Origin of the sequence: Halopseudomonas sabulinigri (assembly GCF_900105255.1) — a bacterium.
Classification (GTDB): domain Bacteria; phylum Pseudomonadota; class Gammaproteobacteria; order Pseudomonadales; family Pseudomonadaceae; genus Halopseudomonas; species Halopseudomonas sabulinigri.
Map to the genome: position 1 here is coordinate 3,789,881 of NZ_LT629763.1, position 17,944 is coordinate 3,807,824.

General features: G+C 60.9%; 15 protein-coding genes. 9 read left to right on the forward strand and 6 right to left on the reverse strand.

Features of this window, described 5'->3' with window-relative positions; all coding sequences use genetic code 11:
* The first annotated feature begins 42 nt into the window (after positions 1-42).
* A complete protein-coding gene (gene groL, locus BLU26_RS17350) occupies positions 43-1,692 on the forward strand; it encodes a chaperonin GroEL (protein WP_092288097.1) in 1,650 nt (549 codons plus the stop codon).
* 609 nt (positions 1,693-2,301) lie between these two features.
* Here the strand turns inward: groL and fdxA are convergent.
* Together fdxA and mutS are read right to left on the reverse strand one after the other, a co-directional pair.
* Positions 2,302-2,625: a ferredoxin FdxA gene (fdxA, locus tag BLU26_RS17355; RefSeq protein ID WP_092288098.1), complete on the reverse strand. Its 324-nt coding sequence runs from the start codon at positions 2,623-2,625 to the stop codon at positions 2,302-2,304.
* A gap of 157 nt (positions 2,626-2,782) precedes the next feature.
* Positions 2,783-5,359, reverse strand: coding sequence for a DNA mismatch repair protein MutS (gene mutS / locus BLU26_RS17360; RefSeq protein WP_092288099.1), 2,577 nt, complete (start codon positions 5,357-5,359; stop codon positions 2,783-2,785).
* Positions 5,360-5,646: 287 nt separating this feature from the next.
* On the opposite strand from mutS, the gene BLU26_RS17365 reads away from it, so the two are divergent.
* The 3 genes from BLU26_RS17365 to BLU26_RS17375 all read left to right on the forward strand — a co-directional run bounded on the left by BLU26_RS17365 (position 5,647) and on the right by BLU26_RS17375 (position 7,769).
* A complete protein-coding gene (locus BLU26_RS17365; RefSeq protein ID WP_092288100.1) occupies positions 5,647-6,168 on the forward strand; it encodes a CinA family protein in 522 nt (173 codons plus the stop codon).
* A 110-nt stretch (positions 6,169-6,278) separates the two neighbouring features.
* Positions 6,279-7,313 carry a recombinase RecA gene (gene recA / locus BLU26_RS17370; protein WP_092288101.1) on the forward strand — a complete coding sequence of 345 codons (1,035 nt, stop codon included), beginning with the start codon at positions 6,279-6,281 and terminating at the stop codon, positions 7,311-7,313.
* Between the two features lie 12 nt (positions 7,314-7,325).
* On the forward strand, positions 7,326-7,769 hold the full coding sequence (locus tag BLU26_RS17375) for a regulatory protein RecX (protein ID WP_092288102.1): 444 nt from the start codon (positions 7,326-7,328) through the stop codon (positions 7,767-7,769).
* Here BLU26_RS17375 and BLU26_RS17380 read toward each other — a convergent pair.
* Together BLU26_RS17380 and BLU26_RS17385 are read right to left on the reverse strand one after the other, a co-directional pair.
* Positions 7,729-8,814: an LOG family protein gene (locus BLU26_RS17380; protein ID WP_092288103.1), complete on the reverse strand. Its 1,086-nt coding sequence runs from the start codon at positions 8,812-8,814 to the stop codon at positions 7,729-7,731. The two genes, BLU26_RS17375 and BLU26_RS17380, sit on opposite strands and share 41 nt — an antisense overlap.
* A 39-nt stretch (positions 8,815-8,853) precedes the next feature.
* On the reverse strand, positions 8,854-9,252 hold the full coding sequence (locus BLU26_RS17385) for a PA3611 family quorum-sensing-regulated virulence factor (protein WP_092288104.1): 399 nt from the start codon (positions 9,250-9,252) through the stop codon (positions 8,854-8,856).
* A 165-nt stretch (positions 9,253-9,417) separates the two neighbouring features.
* Here BLU26_RS17385 and BLU26_RS17390 point away from each other — a divergent pair, with 165 nt between their 5' ends.
* Entirely contained in the window at positions 9,418-10,122 is a 705-nt protein-coding gene (locus tag BLU26_RS17390; RefSeq protein ID WP_172830669.1) for a tRNA-uridine aminocarboxypropyltransferase, read from the forward strand.
* Here BLU26_RS17390 and BLU26_RS17395 read toward each other — a convergent pair.
* A complete protein-coding gene (locus BLU26_RS17395; protein WP_092288105.1) occupies positions 10,116-11,048 on the reverse strand; it encodes a DMT family transporter in 933 nt (310 codons plus the stop codon). The genes BLU26_RS17390 and BLU26_RS17395 overlap by 7 nt on opposite strands.
* A gap of 182 nt (positions 11,049-11,230) precedes the next feature.
* Here BLU26_RS17395 and BLU26_RS17400 point away from each other — a divergent pair, with 182 nt between their 5' ends.
* The 4 genes from BLU26_RS17400 (at position 11,231) to BLU26_RS17415 (ending at position 16,691) form a co-directional block, all read left to right on the forward strand.
* Positions 11,231-11,884, forward strand: a complete 654-nt coding sequence (locus BLU26_RS17400) for a response regulator (RefSeq protein WP_092288106.1) — start codon at positions 11,231-11,233, stop codon at positions 11,882-11,884.
* A 145-nt stretch (positions 11,885-12,029) separates the two neighbouring features.
* Positions 12,030-15,527 carry a hybrid sensor histidine kinase/response regulator gene (locus BLU26_RS17405; RefSeq protein ID WP_092288107.1) on the forward strand — a complete coding sequence of 1,166 codons (3,498 nt, stop codon included), beginning with the start codon at positions 12,030-12,032 and terminating at the stop codon, positions 15,525-15,527.
* Positions 15,528-15,645: 118 nt separating this feature from the next.
* The gene (locus BLU26_RS17410) at positions 15,646-16,368 is read left to right on the forward strand and encodes an AzlC family ABC transporter permease (protein WP_092288108.1); all 723 of its coding nucleotides are present in this window, start codon (positions 15,646-15,648) and stop codon (positions 16,366-16,368) included.
* On the forward strand, positions 16,365-16,691 hold the full coding sequence (locus tag BLU26_RS17415; protein ID WP_092288109.1) for an AzlD domain-containing protein: 327 nt from the start codon (positions 16,365-16,367) through the stop codon (positions 16,689-16,691). The genes BLU26_RS17410 and BLU26_RS17415 overlap by 4 nt, the downstream gene beginning before the upstream one ends.
* A gap of 3 nt (positions 16,692-16,694) precedes the next feature.
* Here BLU26_RS17415 and BLU26_RS17420 read toward each other — a convergent pair whose 3' ends face one another.
* The gene (locus tag BLU26_RS17420) at positions 16,695-17,924 is read right to left on the reverse strand and encodes an MFS transporter (RefSeq protein ID WP_092288110.1); all 1,230 of its coding nucleotides are present in this window, start codon (positions 17,922-17,924) and stop codon (positions 16,695-16,697) included.
* Positions 17,925-17,944 lie beyond the last annotated feature (20 nt).

Below are 17,944 nucleotides of genomic sequence, written 5' to 3' on the forward strand. Positions count from 1 at the left end.
TGCGCCGCACCCCTTTACGAACTCATTTGAAGGAAAGCAAAAATGGCTGCTAAAGAAGTTAAATTTGGTATCTCCGGTCGCAACAAGATGCTGGATGGCGTCAACACCCTGGCTAACGCGGTAAAAGCCACCTTGGGGCCAAAGGGCCGCAACGTGCTGATCGAGCGTAGCTTCGGCGCGCCGCTGATCACCAAAGACGGTGTTTCCGTTGCCAAGGAAATCGAGCTGAAAGATCGCTTCGAAAACATGGGCGCTCAGTTGGTTAAAGACGTTGCCTCGCGTGCCAACGACGACGCGGGTGACGGTACTACTACCGCTACCGTTCTGGCCCAGGCCATCGTTACCGAAGGTCTGAAGGCCGTTGCTGCCGGCATGAACCCGATGGACCTGAAGCGCGGTATCGACAAGGCCACTGCTGCCATCGTTGCCGAGCTGAAGAACCTGGCCAAGCCCTGCGCTGATTCCAAAGCCATTGCCCAGGTAGGTACCATCTCCGCCAACTCCGATGAGTCTGTTGGCAGCATCATCGCCGAAGCCATGGATCGTGTTGGTAAGGAAGGCGTGATCACGGTTGAAGAAGGTTCCGGCCTGGAAAACGAACTCTCTGTCGTTGAAGGCATGCAGTTTGACCGCGGCTACCTGTCTCCGTACTTCGTCAACAAGCCGGAAACCATGTCTGCCGACCTGGATCAGCCGTACATCCTGCTGGTCGACAAGAAAATCTCCAACATCCGCGAACTGCTGCCGGTACTGGAAGCCGTTGCCAAGGCTGGCCGCCCGCTGATGATCGTTGCCGAAGACGTTGAAGGCGAAGCGCTGGCGACTCTGGTCGTCAACAACATGCGTGGCATCGTCAAGGTTGCTGCCGTCAAGGCGCCTGGCTTTGGTGACCGTCGCAAGGCCATGCTGCAGGACATCGCTGTACTGACCGGTGGTACCGTGATCAGCGAAGAGATCGGCCTGAGCCTGGAAACCGCGACTCTCGAGCACCTGGGTCAAGCCAAGAGCGTACAGATCAACAAGGACAACTCCACCATCGTTGACGGCGCCGGCGCCAAGGCCGACATCGAAGGTCGCGTTGCTCAGATCCGCAAGCAGGTTGAAGACACTTCTTCCGATTACGACCGTGAGAAGCTGCAAGAGCGTCTGGCCAAGCTGGCTGGCGGTGTTGCTGTGATCAAGGTTGGCGCGGCTACCGAAGTTGAAATGAAAGAGAAGAAGCACCGCGTAGAAGACGCGCTGCACGCTACTCGCGCTGCCGTAGAAGAAGGTGTGGTACCTGGTGGTGGTGTAGCACTGGTTCGCACGCTGGCTGCTATCGACGGTCTGAAGGGCGACAACGAAGATCAGAACGTCGGTATCAAGCTGCTGCGCCGCGCTGTTGAAGCGCCGCTGCGTCAGATCGTGACCAACGCCGGTGACGAAGCCGCTGTTGTACTGCAGGCAGTCAAGGCTGGCGAAGGTAACTACGGTTACAACGCTGCTACTGGCGAGTACGGCGACATGATCGAGATGGGTATCCTTGATCCCGCCAAGGTGACTCGCGCTGCGCTGCAGGCGGCTGCTTCGGTTGCCAGCCTGATGATCACCACTGAAGCCATGATTGCCGACCTGCCAGAAGAGGGCGGCGCTCCGGCGATGCCTGATATGGGCGGCATGGGTGGCATGGGTGGTATGGGCGGCATGATGTAACACTGCTCCACCGCAGGCCCCGAAACCCGGCTCACTTGAGCCGGGTTTTTTATTGCCGCCTGTTAAAGCGGGCGGTACACGCTGCTCGGCTGGTCAGGTACGGTGACTGTTTTGTAAGAGATCACCTACAAGGTGCGTAAGCGATTCGCACTTGAGTGCGTGGGGGATTGGTTGTTTTTGCTTAGGATAAACTCTAAGTGACTGTTTGTTATTGATTTTTATTTTGCAGTGCGGTGGCTGTTGCTGTTTTTGCCGGGTTGCGCGGAACTTATGAAACGTTAAGATACACCCATGCGCAACGGACAGCGCTGCTCGGCAGGGAGCTTGAGCCAGGGAATTTCAGGATGATGAAGCCAGGATGGCTGGACACGGATAGCACGTATGGACTGAAGAGTGGGCGAGTTTACTCGCCCCTTTTTTTTTGCCTGAAATTTAGCCCAAGCCCCAAGCCCCAAGCCCCAAGCCCCAAGCCCCAAGCCCCAAGCCCCAAGCCCCAAGCCCCATAAAACTATTAATGTTGACGACTGCACGTCTAGTCTGCGCCTGCCGCTTGCCCACAAAAAGCCGGCGCGAGGCCGGCTTTTTCATAGGCATTGAGCGTGTTGGTGCTCAGCGCTCCAGATACTGCAGCTTGTCCGGTACGCCATCCCACTCTTCGGCGTCGGCCAGTGCGTCTTTCTTCTCGGTGATGTTTGGCCAGACTTCTGCCAGATCGGCATTCAGTTCGGTGAATTCCTGCATATCCTCCGGGATCTCGTCTTCGGAGAAAATCGCGGTAGCCGGACATTCTGGTTCGCACAGGGCGCAATCGATGCACTCGTCCGGGTGAATGACCAGAAAGTTGGGGCCTTCGTAGAAGCAGTCAACCGGGCAGACCTCAACGCAATCGGTGTACTTGCACTTGATGCAGTTGTCGGTAACAACAAAAGTCATGGTGGGGTCTCCATCGAATCAGGCGAACAAAATCTGGCGCGTAGTCTATCAGCTTTTACGTGCCGGTACAGAGCGCTCGCGCGCTTTGTACCGATTAAGCGGTGTTTGCGGCACGTTTAATGAAAATAAGTATCATTTACCTGCGTGTTGGCCAAAGTTAAAGCCACTCTTTCTTCATCTGGTATAGCAGGTCAAGTGCCTGGCGGGGGCTGAGGTCATCCGGGTTCAGGCCCTGCAACTGCTCAACCAGCGGGTGCGCCGCACTGGCAAACAGGTCGTTCTGGATAGGCTGGCCGGCCTGCGCGCTGCGGGCGCCACTTTGTTGTTCCAGGCTGCTTTGTTCCAGCTTGGCCAGGTGCTCCCGCGCACGCAGGATGACCGGCCGGGGTACCCCGGCCAACTGCGCCACCTGCAGGCCATAGCTCTGGCTGGCGGGCCCGGGTTGTACCTTGTGCAGGAACACAATGCGCTCATTGTGCTCGGTGGCGTTGAGGTGCACGTTGGCCACGCCAGGGTCGGTATCGACCATACTGGTGAGCTCAAAGTAATGGGTCGCAAACAGGGTGAAGGCGCGTATTCTGGCCAGATACTCGGCGGCCGACCAAGCCAGTGACAGGCCGTCAAAGGTGCTGGTGCCGCGCCCGACTTCATCCATCAGCACCAGGCTGTGTTCGGTTGCGTTGTTGAGGATGTTGGCGGTTTCGCTCATTTCGACCATGAAGGTCGAGCGGCCACCGGCCAGATCGTCGCTGGAGCCGATGCGGGTAAAGATGCGGTCTACGCAGGACAACTCGACCTCCGCTGCCGGCACGAAGCTGCCGATGTGCGCCAGCAGTACAATCAACGCCGTCTGGCGCATGTAGGTCGATTTACCGCCCATGTTGGGACCGGTAATGATCAGCATGCGGGTTGCATCATCCAGCGTCAGGTCGTTGGCCACGAAGGGCGTTTCCAGCACCTGCTCAACCACCGAGTGGCGGCCCTGGCGGATATCAATCCGGCTGTCAGCAACAAAGCGCGGCCGACTGTAGCCCAGGGCGGCGGCGCGCTCAGCCAGGGTGGCCAGCACATCGACCTCGGCCAGGCTGGCTGCCGTGGTCTGCAGCTCGGCCAGCTCTTGATTGAGGCGATCCAGCAGCTCCTCGTACAACTGTTTTTCCCGTGCCAGGGCGCGGCTCTTGGCCGACAGCGCCTTGTCCTCGAAGGTCTTGAGCTCGGGAGTGATGAAACGTTCGGCGCCCTTGAGTGTCTGCCGGCGGATATAGTCCGCGGGGGCCTGCTCGGCCTGGCTGCGCGATAGCTCAATGAAATAGCCGTGGACGCGGTTATAACCGACTTTCAGGCTGCTGAGACCGCTGCGTTCGCGCTCGCGGGTTTCCAGGTCGATCAGATATTGGCCGGCGTTTTCGCTGATGTTCTGTAGCTCATCCAGCTCGGCATCAAAGCCCGCCTTGATTACGCCGCCGTCACGCAATACGGCGGGCGGGTTGTCGATTACCGCGCGGCTGAGCAGTTCGGCCAGTTCGGGATAAGTTTGAATGCGCCGGGCAAGGCCCATCAGATGGTCTGCCTCGAGGCTGTGCATGCAGTCCTGCAGTTCCGGCAGCGCCAGCAGTGCATCGCGCAGGCGTGCGAGGTCGCGGGGGCGGGCCGAGCGCAGGGCGACGCGAGCGAGAATGCGTTCAATGTCGCCAATGCCTTTGAGTCTGGGCTGCAGGTCAAGATAGTACTGCTGGTCGAGCAGGGTGCTGATACTGGCCTGTCGCGCGTTCAGCACCTGCATGTCACGTAGTGGGCGATTCAGCCAGCGGCAAAGCAGTCGGCTGCCCATGGCGGTGGCGCTGTGGTCCAGTACCTCCAGCAGGGTATTGTCGCGCCCGCCACCCAGGTTTTGATCGATCTCCAGATTGCGGCGGCTGGCGCCGTCGATAATCACGCTGTCTTCAAAGCGCTCTTGAGCAATGCTGCGCAGGTGCGGCAGGGCGGTGCGCTGGGTTTCCTTGGCGTAGCTCAGCAGCGCGCCGGCCGCGCCGAGGCCCAGGGTCAACGAGGCACAGCCGAAGCCGGCCAGATCCTTGGTGCCAAATTGTTGAGTCAGTGCTTTGTGCGCGCTGTCCTGATCAAACTCCCAGGGCGCTCTACGGCGCACCGCGCGCCGGCGCTCAATGGGGGTGTTGCTCTCCCAGTCATCGGGAATCAACAGCTCGGCCGGTGCCAGGCGCTCAAGCTCGCCCAGCAGGGTCTCCCAGCCGCGTAGCTCCATGGCTACAAAGCGGCCGCTGTTGATATCCAGGGTGGCCAGACCAAAGCCCTTTTCTGCACCTACCAGGGCGGCCAGCAGGTTATCGCGGCGCTCGTCCAGCAGGGCTTCATCGCTCACGGTGCCGGGGGTGATGATGCGCGCCACCTGGCGTTCAACCGGGCCCTTGCTAGTGGCAGGATCGCCAATCTGCTCGCAGATCACCACCGATTCGCCGAGCTTTACCAATTTGGCCAGATAGCCTTCGGCGGCGTGATACGGAATGCCCGCCATGGGGATTGGCTGACCACCGGATTGGCCGCGTGCTGTCAGGGTAATGTCCAACAGGCGTGCAGCCTTTTTGGCGTCGTCATAAAACAGCTCGTAGAAGTCACCCATGCGGTAGAACAGCAGTTGATCGGGGTGCTCCTGCTTGATGCTGAAATACTGCTGCATCATCGGCGTGTGCTGGCCAGCGGTCTTGTCTTTTTTCATCGGGTTTGTAGCGGGTATCGTCAATGAGGTTGGGCGCAAGCGGGGGTGGGTGCCGCGCGCTGTCGAATTGGCAGCAAGGTTATCATGCCCCTCTGGCCGGCTGCAGGTTCCGTAACGCAATTTAAGGGGAATTGGCTAGATGCCGCGGGCTTGCGGGTGACCGCGTGCAATCCGTGCACATGCGCGGCCCAGCGGTTGCAACCTGCGGCTGATTCCGGGGTCCAGGGTATTCGCAGCATGCGTTGCCCGTGGCATGCTTGGTCGTTGGTTTTTTCGAGAGGTAGCCCATGTCGCACTATGATCCGTTGATTGATTCCATGGCCGCCCGCCTGGGCCGAGTGCTGGGCCACCTGCAAGCGCGGGTTGCCACGGCTGAGTCCTGTACCGGTGGCGGTATTGCTGAGGCCATTACCCGGGTTGCGGGGAGTTCGGCCTGGTTTGAAACCGGCTTTGTGACCTACGCCAATCACAGCAAACAGCGTTGGCTTGGCGTTGCTGCCGATCTACTGGAGGCTCACGGGGCTGTGAGTGAAGAGGTCGTTCAGGCTATGGCCAGTGGCGCCGCTGCGGCGGCCGAGGCGCAGTTTGCGGTAGCGGTGAGCGGGGTGGCCGGCCCGGATGGCGGCTCCGCGGAAAAGCCCGTCGGCACCGTCTGGTTTGGCTGGGCGCTGGACGATGGCAGTGTGCTAACCGAGCGTAAGCGCTTTCTCGGCGGACGCCGGGAAGTGCGCGCACAGACTGTGCTGCACGCCCTTGAACGGCTGGTAAACGAAGCAGAAAAACGGGCTGCGAACCGGTTATCAGTCTGAGCGAAAAAGGGGGTAGGCAACGCCAGACTTCTGTGGAACAATACTGACCAAATATACAGTACTTTCACTTTTCGGGTGTCACAGCCCCGCCAAGCCAAAGAGGATGCACAATGGACGACAACAAGAAAAAGGCGCTTTCCGCTGCTTTGAGTCAGATTGAACGTCAATTTGGCAAAGGCGCGGTCATGCGCATGGGTGATCACGAGCGTCAGGCGATTCCGTCGATCTCCACCGGCTCGCTCGGTCTGGATATCGCGCTGGGACTCGGCGGTCTGCCCAAGGGCCGGATTGTTGAAATTTACGGCCCGGAGTCATCCGGTAAAACCACTCTGACCCTGTCGGTTATCGCGCAGGCACAGAAGAGCGGTGCAACCTGTGCCTTCGTCGATGCCGAGCATGCGCTCGATCCCGAGTACGCCGGCAAGTTGGGCGTCAACGTTGACGACCTGCTGGTCTCGCAGCCGGACACCGGCGAACAGGCGCTGGAAATTACCGATATGCTGGTGCGCTCCAACGCCGTAGACGTGATCATCGTCGACTCGGTGGCCGCGCTGGTACCCAAGGCAGAAATCGAAGGCGAGATGGGTGATCACCACGTGGGTGTGCAGGCGCGCTTGATGTCGCAGGCGCTGCGCAAAATCACCGGTAACATCAAGAACGCCAACTGTCTGGTGATCTTTATCAACCAGATCCGTATGAAGATCGGTGTCATGTTCGGTAACCCGGAAACCACCACCGGCGGTAACGCGCTGAAGTTTTACTCCTCCGTGCGTCTGGACATTCGCCGCACCGGTGCGGTGAAAGATGGCGATGAGGTGGTTGGCAGCGAAACCCGCGTCAAGGTCGTCAAGAACAAGGTAGCGCCGCCGTTCCGGCAGGCCGAGTTCCAGATTTTGTACGGCGCCGGCATCTACCACAATGCCGAGATCGTCGACCTGGGCGTACAGATCGGCCTGGTTGAGAAATCCGGTGCCTGGTACAGCTATCAGGGCAACAAGATTGGCCAGGGTAAGGCCAATGCGGCCAAGTACATGGAAGAAAATCCCGCGATCGCCGAAGAAATCGAAAAGGCCATCCGCGACAAGTTACTGGCCAAGCCTACTAAGAAGGTAGAAGCCGACGCCGACGCCGAGCTGGAAGGCTAATACCGTCAGGCCATGTTCTCTCGCACAGTTCTGGAAACGCCCGCTGCAATACGCCGCTCAGCGATGGATCTGCTGGCGCGGCGCGAACATAGCTATCGCGAGCTGTTACGCAAGTTGCGCCAGCGCGGCGCAACGACCGCGGCAGCCGAGGTTGAGCTTGATCGGCTGGTAGAAGATGGCCTGCTTAGCGACGAACGCTTTTGTGAGGCCTACGTTTATTCGCGCAGCCAGCGAGGCTACGGCCCGGCCCGGCTGCGTGAAGAGTTGCGGCAACGTGGCGTCGCTGAAGCCCTGGTAGAGCAGACCCTGAGTGAAGCACAATGGGACTGGCAGGCGTTGGCACAACAGGTGTTCAGCAAGCGCTTTCCCGAGGGTGAGGCACTAGATGCAACTGAACGGGCCAAACAACTGCGTTTTATGCAGTATCGTGGCTTTTCAGGTTTTCAGCTTGATTGACGAAGTCGATCAGGCTACGCAAGGTACCCTGATCGCGACCGTTGAAAGCAAATCGCAAGCCGGTCAGCGAGTTTAGTTCCGGCTCGTCTCCTGCAATACCTTTTTCCTCCTGAACGAATCCTCCCTGCCGGCAAAGGCTACCGAACGTCGACGGCAGTTGTGCGAGCGCCTGGCTGCTGAGCGGCTGATTCAAACGCAACAGGTATTCCTCGCCCAGCCAGCGGGCAGAGTGAAAGTTGTGATAGAAACTCAGCACCTCTTGCATGGCTGCCGCCGGGCTCTTGACCAAGGTCAGCAAATTGAAGTCGTTGGCGCGTATGTAGCCCGCGCTCTGCAGTTGTTCGCGAAAGAAGTTGAGCAGACTGTCCCAGTAACGCCCTTGGGGTTCATCGAGCAAAATAATCGGCACTAGCGGACTTTTGCCGGTTTGTACCAGCGTCAGAACTTCCAGCGTTTCGTCCAAAGTGCCGAATCCACCAGGGCACAGAATCAGCGCATCTGCCTCCTTGACGAAGAACAGCTTGCGCAGAAAGAAAAATTTGAACGCCAGTTCGTGCTCGGTACCTCTGACAATCGTATTGGCGCGCTGCTCAAAAGGCAGGGTTATGTTGAAGCCAAGGCTGTTATCGACCCCGGCGCCTTCATGCGCTGCCGCCATGATGCCGCCGCCACCGCCGGTAATCGTCATATAGTCATGCTGGCTAAGGGTCTGCCCCATGTCTTTGGCGAGTTGGTAAAGCGCGTGCGTGGGAGCGGTTCGGGCGGAGCCGAACACGGTTACCTTGCGGCGGCGCTTGAACAACGCCAAACGGGCAAAGCTGCGTTCCAGCTCGCGAATTGTCTGCAGCAGTATCTTTGCATCCCAGCGATTGCGCTCCGCCTGGGCCATACGGATGACTTCGAGCAGCATGTCGCGGTAAAGCTCCGCGTTTTCGCTGCTGCCGGCGCAGAGGGAAATCAGTTCTTCGATTTTTTCCGGCAGCTGGCTGCTGCCGGTTTGCCAATGGCGGCTAAGGTAATCGACCGTTTCCTGGTCGTCGGTCATGTCCAACCTCCGATCGATCAAATGTCGCGGCGGGCGCCGCTACAGCGTCTGGCAGTGCTCGGCAATAAAGCTTTGGGTCAGTACCGGCTGATCGCTGTCCTTGATCATGAAGTGATAGGTAAGCGTCGCGCCCATGTCGAGCAGCCGCCGAAAACGCAAGTCAGTACACACACTGGCCTGTAATTGGGAGCGGATCAACAGCGGATCTTCCTGCATGCGCTCGGCATAGGCGGGCTCGACCGATAGCCGATTGATCAACTCGTCACCCTGCGCTTCAAACCCCATATCGGTGATGTTGGCGTTGATGGTGCGGGGCGTGCCTTCGCTGCTTTCCTCGGCAACTTTCTGCAGGGTCTCTTCAAGACGGATGTCACGCAGCGACGCTGCTTGCGAGGGGGCAGTCAGAAAGACGGCGAGCAGCAGGGGTAACCAACGCATGTAATTTCTCCAGTTCAGATGACAATATGACATGACTCACGGGTTCTGACCGCGCAGCCCGGTACTGGTTCGGCGTTTGACCAATATCTTCTGGCCAAACGCGCGGCGGCGGTTAGAATGGCGCCGCCCGGCGTAGACCGGTACGCCACTGGAGAATATCAAGCGATGACAGCCAAGCAAGCCAATGCGGTGCAGCGTCTGCGTGAAGCGGCGATCGCGCGCTCAACCCGCCCCTTTCTGGCGCGTGGCGCGCGGGTCAAGCGGTGCCCCGAATGCCAATTGGCGTTGACGGCCTGCATCTGTGCGCAGCGTCCGCAACTGGATACAAGTGTTTCCTTTTGCTTGCTGATGCATTCGCTGGAGCCGCTCAAGCCAACCAATACCGGGCGGCTGATTGCCGAATGCCTGAGCGACACCCAGGCCTTTGTCTGGGCCAGAACCGAGGTCGACGCGCAGTTGCTGGCGCTGCTGGCCGATCCGGCGTATCAGCCGTATGTGGTGTTTCCGGGTGAGTACGCACTGCCAGAACAAGTGGTATACGAGTCGATTGCGCCGCCGCCTGGGCGTCGACCTTTGCTGATTATTCTGGATGCGACCTGGACCCAGGCGCGCAAGATGTTTCGCAAAAGCCCCTATCTCGCCGCGTTGCCCGTGCTGAGCATGCACACCGAGCAACTGTCACGCTATCGGCTACGGCGTTCCACGCGGGACGATCATCTGTGTACCGTCGAGGTGGCTATCGCCGCGCTGGCACTGGCCGGCGAAGAGCAGGCGGCGCTGCAACTCAACCGTTACTTCGAGACCTTCAGCGACGCCTATCTGAGCGCGATTCGCCTCAGGCCAGGGCAGGGGGTAGGGTCTGGTCAGTGATGCCCGGCCGGCTCCTGTTGCACCGGCACGGGCTGTTTGCGTCGCTCCAGGTAAATAGGTACCAGTTGCGCTACCAGCATGCCGCCGAGCATCAGGGCGCAGCCCAGCAGGCCGCGCGGACTCAGGGTTTCATCCAGGATCAGCCAGCCAGCTAGGGCGGCGAATACCGCCTCCAGGCTGAGAATGATCGCGGCGTGAGAGGTAATCGCGTCCTTCTGAGCGACAACCTGCAGAGTGAAAGCGACGCCCACCGCCAGCACGCCGCCGTACAGGATGGCCGGCAGGGCCTGCTGAATCATCGGCCACTGAATTGGCTCAAACACCAGGGCCAGGCTAAGGCTCACTACGGCGCAGACCATAAACTGAATGAAGGACACCAGAATAGGGTCGTAACGGCTGGCCAGCGCGCCGACCATTAACACGTGGACTGCCCAGCAGGCGGCGCCAATCAGCTGCAACCAGTCGCCGGAGGCCACGGTAAAGCCGGGCCCGACGCTCAGCAGCACCATGCCGACCAACGCCAGCAGCGCGCCAGCCCAGGTCCCCTTGTGGGTACGCATGCCGATAAACAGACCAAATACCGGCACCAGGATCACATAGAGCCCGGTGATGAAGCCGGAGTTGGTGACTGTGGTGAACATCAATCCAATCTGTTGCAGGTTGATGCCCAGCGTCAGCGCTGCGCCGAGCGCCATGCTACCCAGCAGCATGGGTTTGCTCAGGCGCGACTGGGTCTTGGCCGTGGCGGGTTTGCGCAGCAGCCAGATCAGCGGCATCACGGCCAACGCCCCCACCATGAAGCGCAAACCGGTATAAAGAAAGGGGCCTATGTGGTCCATGCCCAGACGCTGAGCAACGAAGGTACTACCCCAGATCATGGCAGTCAGGAGCATCAGCGCGTCGGCGCGGTAGTGACGGAAATTCATGCAGGCAGCTCGGCAGGAAAAACCACCATTATCCTGTTTCGGTGAACCCGAAAGCCAGATACAGTTGAGCGCGCTTACTGTGCTGCTGTTAGGCCAAAGCAGCATTGACGGCGACAGCGTCGGCTGGCAGTCTCAGCCTGATACAAAACCATAAGAATAACGATGCCTTGGGACAATACCGCATGGGTCTTAGCTATGACATCCTGATTGCTGACGATCACCCGCTGTTCCGCAGTGCTCTGCGCCAGGCTCTGTTTGCCGGTCTCGGCGATACCATCAGTTTGAATGAGGTGGGCAGCATCGCCGACCTGCAAACGCAACTGGCCACCCGTGCCGATTGGGACCTGGTGCTGCTCGATTTGAACATGCCCGGCGCCTATGGTTTTTCTGGCCTGGCCCAGCTGCGCGGCCAGTACCCGCACATCCCCGTTATCATGATTTCCGCCCAGGAAGAGGGCTCGGTAGTCCGGCGTGCCAAGGATTTTGGCGCGAGCGGGTTTATCCCCAAATCCGCCACCCTGGAAGACATCCAGGCCTCGGTGCAGGCCGTGCTGGAGGGCGGTGTGTGCTGGCCGCCCGGCCTCGACAACCCGACCGGCATGACGCCCGAGCAGCAGAGCATCAGCGCCCGCGTTGCCAGCCTCACCCCCCAGCAGTTCCGCGTGCTGACCATGGTGTGCGATGGTTTGCTGAACAAGCAGATTGCCTACGAACTGGACGTGTCGGAAGCCACCATCAAGGCGCACGTCACCGCTATTTTCCGCAAACTCGAAGTGCGGACCCGTACCCAGGCTGCGCTGGCATTGCAGCAGATGGAGCTGAGCAAGACCGGTTGAGTCTTCGCGGCCGGGTTGGCGCCGCGAGCCCTCGCGCTGCCGGTGCAGCCTCTCTACGACTGAAGTCTGAGCGCCAGGTGCTGGGCAAAGGCGCGGCGCGCTGCCAGACTGGAGCGCAGATACAGAACGAGATGAAAACCCCGCAATGATGCTCTCCGGCGGCCTGGTCGCCCTGATATTTCTGCTCTATATGGCGCTGCTGTTTGTGATCGCCTTTTGGGGCGACCGTCGCCGTACCGAGCTGAGCCCGCGGCTTCGCGTCTGGGTTTACAGCCTGTCGCTGGCTGTCTGGTGTACCAGCTGGACCTTCTTTGGCGCCGTGGGTATGGCGGCGGATCAGTTGTGGGGGTTTCTGCCGATCTATCTGGGGCCGGTGCTGTTGTTCCTGTTTGGTTGGCGCTTGTATGCGCGCATGATCGCCATCAGCAAGCAGGAGAACATCACCTCCATCGCCGACTTCATCGCCTCGCGCTATGGCAAGTCGCAGAGCCTGGGTGTGGTGGTCTCGCTGCTTTGTCTGGTCAGCGTGTTGCCCTACATTGCGCTGCAGCTCAAGGGCATAGTCCTGGGTTACAACCTGCTCAGCGCGGCGCCGCTGGTGGGCGGTGTGCCGACCGATGCGGTGGGCGCCGAAGACACCGCCCTGGTGGTCACCCTGGTACTCGCGTTGTTCACCGTCCTGTTTGGTACCCGCAGCCTGGATGTGACCGAGCATCACCGCGGCATGATGCTGGCCATCGCCTTCGAGTCGATCGTCAAGCTGCTGGCTTTTCTGGCGGTGGGCGTGTTCGTGACCTTCGGTTTGTTTGGTGGCGCGGCGGAGCTGTTCAGTGATGCGCGCAACAACGCCGCGTTGGCCACTTACTGGCAACGCGATACGCCAGTGCTGAGCTTGCTGTTCCAGACCTTCATTGCGGTGCTGGCCTTTGTCTGCCTGCCGCGTCAGTTTCAGGTCGCGGTGGTGGAAAACAGCGAACCCGGCGATCTGCGTCTGGCGCGGTGGGTATTTCCGGTATACGTGATTCTCGCCGCGCTCTTTGTGATCCCGATCAGTCTGGCCGGGCAGATGACGCTTGGCTCAGGCTTATCCGCCGATTCCTACGTGATCAGCCTGCCATTGTTGCAGGGGCATCCGGAGCTGGCCATGTTGGCCTTTCTGGGCGGCGCCTCGGCGGCCTCGGGCATGGTGATTGTGGCGGCGATTGCGCTCAGTACCATGGTCTCGAACGACGTGGTGCTGCCGGTGCTGCTGCGCAGCAAGACCCGGCCGGAACACTCCTACGAGCAATTCCGTGGCTGGCTGCTGAACGTGCGGCGCACCAGTATTCTGATCATCCTGTTGCTGGCCTACGTGGTCTACCGCCTGATCGGGTCGGACACCAGTCTGGCCAGCATCGGCCAGGTGGCCTTTGCCGCCATCGCGCAGCTGGCGCCGGCGATGTTCGGCGCGCTGTTCTGGAAGCAAGCCAATCGCACGGGTGTGCTCGCCGGGCTGCTGGTGGGGATCAGCCTGTGGCTGTATCTGCTGGTGCTGCCGTTGGTAGGTGCCGGGCTGCACTGGCAGGTGGGCGGCTGGCCGTTGGTCGAGGGCATGCGCGCTGCGGCGGGCAACTGGAATCTGGATGTGATTACGCTGGGCAGCTTGCTGTCGCTGGCGTGCAACTTTGCTGTGTTTGTCGCCGGTTCGCTGTTCAGCCGCACGCGCGTGCTGGAGCACTGGCAGGCCAGCCGCTTTGTCAGCCAGGACGCGCAGCCCTGGAGCGACAGTCCCAGCCGCGTGCTGTTGCGGGTGCGTCTGGACGATCTGCTGGAGCTGGCCGCGCGTTTTGTTGGCAGTGAGCGTGCCGAAGCCAGCTTTGATGCCTACGCTCGCAGCCAGGGCGGCAGTTTTTCCGGTAGCCAGACGGCAGACTCGGGCTGGATTACCCTGACCGAACGCCTGCTGGCCGGCGTCTTGGGCGCCTCGTCGGCGCGCATCGTGGTGAAAGCCGCGATTGAAGGGCGCGACATGCAGTTCGACGATGTGGTGCGTATCGTCGATGAGGCCTCCGAGGTACTGCAGTTCAATCGCGGCCTGCTGCAAGGCGCCATCGAAAACATCACCCAGGGCATCAGCGTGGTCGACAAGTCGCTGCGGCTGGTGGCCTGGAACTTCCGCTACCTGGAAATGTTCGAGTATCCAGAAGGGCTGATCACCATCGGCCGGCCGATAGCCGACATCATTTTGTACAACGCCCAGCGTGGCTTGTGTGGGCCGGGCGATCCGCAGGTGCATGTCGATAAACGCATTGCCTGGATGCAGCAGGGCACTGCGCACCGCTCCGAGCGCATGTTCCCCAACGGCAGTGTGATCGAGATCATCGGCAATCCCATGCCCAAGGGCGGCTTTGTCATGAGCTTCACCGATATTTCCGACTTTCGTAATGCAGAGAAGGCGCTTCAGGAGGCCAACGAAAGCCTGGAGCGGCGGGTGATCGAACGTACTCAGGAGTTGTCGGCGCTGAACCAGGCGCTGTTGCAGGCCAAGGCGCAGACCGAACGTACCAGCCAGTCGAAAAGCCGCTTTCTCACTGCCGTCAGCCATGACCTGATGCAGCCGCTGAATGCCGCACGGCTGTTCTCTGCCTCGTTGTCGCACCAGCCTGGCCTGCCCGGTGAGGCGCCGCAATTGGTGCGCCACCTGGATAGCGCCCTGAGTTCGGCTGAGGAGCTGATTACCGACCTGCTGGATATCTCACGGCTGGAAGCCGGGCGGGTAACACCGGAACTCAGCGATTTCGCCCTCAGCGAGTTGATCGAGCCGTTGCGTATCGAATTCACTGCCTTGGCAGCAGAGCAGGGCGTTGATCTGCGCGTGCACCCCAGCCATCTGCGCGTGCGCTCGGACATTCGCCTGCTGCGGCGGGTGTTGCAGAACTTTCTCACCAACGCCTTTCGCTACGCGGGCTCGGCACGCGTGGTACTGGGGGTACGCCTGCAGCAAAACACCGTGCGCCTGGAAGTGTGGGATCAGGGCCCCGGCATTGCACAGGACAAATTGCAGGTGATTTTCGAGGAGTTTCAGCGTTTGGACAGCCACCGTACCCAGGCGGAAAAAGGTTTGGGTCTGGGGCTGGCCATCGCCGATGGCTTGTGCCGCGTGCTCGGTCACTCGCTCAATGTGCGCTCCTGGCCGGGCCGGGGCAGCGTGTTTAGCGTCACTGTGCCTATCGCCCAGCAAAGCCGGCTGGCGCGTCCGGCGGAGAGTGCCGCCGAGATACAACCCGAGCTGCAGGGGGCTCCAGTGCTTTGCATTGATAACGAAAGCAGCATTCTGGCGGGTATGCAGAGCCTGTTGCGGCGTTGGCAGTGCCAGGTAGCCGTGGCACGTAACCGTGAAGAGGTCCGCGGCGTGTTGGCCGGCGGTTTTGTGCCGCAGCTGATTCTGGTCGATTACCACCTGGATGGCGGCGATACCGGAACCCAGGTGATGGTCTGGCTGCGCGAGCAGCTGGGCGTGGATCTGCCCGGTGTGGTGATCAGCGCGGACGGGCGGCAGGAGCTGATCAGCCAGATCGAGCTGGCGGGGTTGGACTACTTGCCCAAACCGGTCAAACCGGCTGCGCTGCGCGCGCTGATCAGCCGGCACATTGCCCTGGCGTGATGCCGGGCTGCGCGGCAACTGTTACAGCGCAACTGTATCTTGTGAGCGGAACCTGTGCGGGATAGGGTGCCGGTCTTCATTCTGGCCCCATTGCGGCCTGCTCAACGGATCATCTGTCATGTCGGCGCACGTCAAAGCCTTTGCCCTCGGTGCTCGCGATACCCTGCCCATGCTGTTGGGCGCGCTGCCGTTCGGCATTATCTTCGGCACCCTGGCGATAGCCTCCGGGCTATCCATGCCGGCCACCTTGCTGATGTCGGCGCTGGTGTTTGCCGGCTCGGCGCAGTTTATTGCGGTCAGCCTGATTGCCTCGGGCGCAGGCCTGGCAGTGCTGTTGGCCACCACGCTGGTAGTAAACCTGCGCCACATGCTCTACAGCGCCAGCCTGCTACCCTACGTACGGCATTTGCCGCAGCGCTGGAAGCTGCCATTGGCGTTCTGGCTCACCGACGAAACCTTTGCCGTGGTGCACCGGCACTATCTGGACAATCAGATTCCTGTCACCCACAAGCACTGGTACTTTTTCGGCTCCTGTCTGGCGATGTACAGCAACTGGTTTCTTTGCACGCTGATTGGCGCGCTGCTGGGTAGTTCGCTGCCGGGCATGGCGGGCTGGGGGCTGGACTTTGCCATGGTCGCCACCTTTGTTGGGATTGTCGTGCCCTTGCTGCGCACCCGGCCGATGCTGCTGGCGGCACTGGTCGCCTCGGCGGTGGCGCTGGCCGCACACGCGCTGCCCTACAAGCTGGGGTTGATGTTGGCGGCGCTGGCGGGCGTCAGCGTTGCGGTATTGGCCGAGCGCTGGGCGCCCCAGCCACTGCAGCCGGGGAGCCAGCCATGAGCGCGTTCGAGATGGCGCTGATCGCCGGCATGGCGCTGATTACCTTTGGCATCCGCTATACCTTGTTTGCCGTTGGCCACCGCGTGCGCTTCAATCTGCTGGTAAGCCGCGCGCTGACCTATGTGCCGGTGGCCGTGCTGAGCGCGATCATCGCGCCGGCCATGCTGATGCCGGGCGAGGGCGGCTGGCAGTTGACCTGGCATAACGCCTATCTGGTCGGCGGGCTGGCCGCCGTGTTGATCTCTGCGCTTACGCGCAACCTGCTGGCGACCATTTTCGGCAGCATGCTGGTGTTCTTTCTCTGGCGCTGGCTGCTGGGCTAGCGCTTACCAGAGTGTTACCCGCTTGGTGCTGATCGCCACAATCAGCAGACTCAGCGCTGCCAGGGAAATCACGCTGGTAAAGCCAATCACGGTGGCGGCAAAACCGATCAAATCGCTGACAAAACCCACGCCCAGCACCACAGTTGCCATGGTCAGATAGGCCATCAGGTAGAACGCCGAGATGATGCCGCCGCGCGTTTCCGGCGGTGCCACGTTGCTGATCGACGCAATGGCCACCACGCCGGTAGCGCCGGCGCCACTGGCGGTCGCCAGCGTCGCCAGGGCAAACATCCAGGGCGAGCTGGCCATCACTGCCGCTGCCATCACCCCCAAGCCGATGATCAGGGTCATCGGGCCGACGATCAGCATGCGGTCGACCGGTTGTCGCTGGCAGGCAAACTGACTGAACCCGGCCATCAACTGCCAGGCCGCAGCAAACAGCCCGGCGTTGGCGCGATCGTTGATGCCGATCAGCTTGGTTGCCAGCGAGGGGCCGAGTGAGGCATACAGGCTGCCTGTTGACCAGGCCAGGCAGATCGCGGCGGCGGCAAAGGCAAAAGCGCCGATCAGCTCGCGCGGCACCTTGACCGGAGTCGGCCGCCAGGCGCGCCAGCGAAACTCTGGGTGGCGTTGGCCAATGTGCGACGGCCAGGGTGCGGTCAGCAACAAGATTATGGTCGCCAGCGTCAGCGCAATCACGACCAGAAAAGGCCAGCCCAGTGCGCTGCTGGCGCCCCACTTGAGCGCCAGCGAACTCACGGTCGGGCCGGCAAAGGCGCCGAGAGTAAAAAACAGCGCAGACAGGGTCGCGGCGCGGGTCCAGTTTTCGTTAGGTTCCAGCTCCACCAAAGCAGCAGAGGCCGCGCCAGTCACGATGCCAGTGCCGATGCCGGTCAGCACCCGCGCCGCGCCCAGGGCGTAAATATCGGTGGCCAGATAGAACATCACCGCGCCGGCCATGATAAACAGCAGGCCGGGCACCATCATTTGGCGGCGGCCAAGCTTGTCCGATAGCGCGCCGAGTGTCAGCAGGGTGCTGACCACGCCCAGCACATAGATAGAGAACACCGCCGTCAGCGCGGTGGACGAGAAGCCCCATTGCGCTTGCCATACCGCGTACAGCGGCGTAGGCAGATTGGAGGCAAAAATGGTGGTGAAGATGGCCATCAGCGCCGCCGACATCGCTAGCGCGCGACTATCCGTGGTCCCTGTGGTCTGTCCTGCGCCCGCCATGCTATGCCCCCGCTGAGATA

Coding starts and splice junctions, on each gene's coding strand:
- BLU26_RS17405 (WP_092288107.1), top strand. CDS start 12,030: ATGATGCTCTCCGGCGGCCTGGTCGCCCTGATATTTCTGCTCTATATG.
- BLU26_RS17420 (WP_092288110.1), bottom strand. CDS start 17,924: ATGGCGGGCGCAGGACAGACCACAGGGACCACGGATAGTCGCGCGCTA.
- BLU26_RS17395 (WP_092288105.1), bottom strand. CDS start 11,048: ATGAATTTCCGTCACTACCGCGCCGACGCGCTGATGCTCCTGACTGCC.
- recA (WP_092288101.1), top strand. CDS start 6,279: ATGGACGACAACAAGAAAAAGGCGCTTTCCGCTGCTTTGAGTCAGATT.
- BLU26_RS17380 (WP_092288103.1), bottom strand. CDS start 8,814: ATGACCGACGACCAGGAAACGGTCGATTACCTTAGCCGCCATTGGCAA.
- BLU26_RS17410 (WP_092288108.1), top strand. CDS start 15,646: ATGTCGGCGCACGTCAAAGCCTTTGCCCTCGGTGCTCGCGATACCCTG.
- BLU26_RS17365 (WP_092288100.1), top strand. CDS start 5,647: ATGTCGCACTATGATCCGTTGATTGATTCCATGGCCGCCCGCCTGGGC.
- BLU26_RS17375 (WP_092288102.1), top strand. CDS start 7,326: ATGTTCTCTCGCACAGTTCTGGAAACGCCCGCTGCAATACGCCGCTCA.
- BLU26_RS17385 (WP_092288104.1), bottom strand. CDS start 9,252: ATGCGTTGGTTACCCCTGCTGCTCGCCGTCTTTCTGACTGCCCCCTCG.
- BLU26_RS17390 (WP_172830669.1), top strand. CDS start 9,418: ATGACAGCCAAGCAAGCCAATGCGGTGCAGCGTCTGCGTGAAGCGGCG.
- groL (WP_092288097.1), top strand. CDS start 43: ATGGCTGCTAAAGAAGTTAAATTTGGTATCTCCGGTCGCAACAAGATG.
- BLU26_RS17400 (WP_092288106.1), top strand. CDS start 11,231: ATGGGTCTTAGCTATGACATCCTGATTGCTGACGATCACCCGCTGTTC.
- fdxA (WP_092288098.1), bottom strand. CDS start 2,625: ATGACTTTTGTTGTTACCGACAACTGCATCAAGTGCAAGTACACCGAT.
- mutS (WP_092288099.1), bottom strand. CDS start 5,359: ATGAAAAAAGACAAGACCGCTGGCCAGCACACGCCGATGATGCAGCAG.
- BLU26_RS17415 (WP_092288109.1), top strand. CDS start 16,365: ATGAGCGCGTTCGAGATGGCGCTGATCGCCGGCATGGCGCTGATTACC.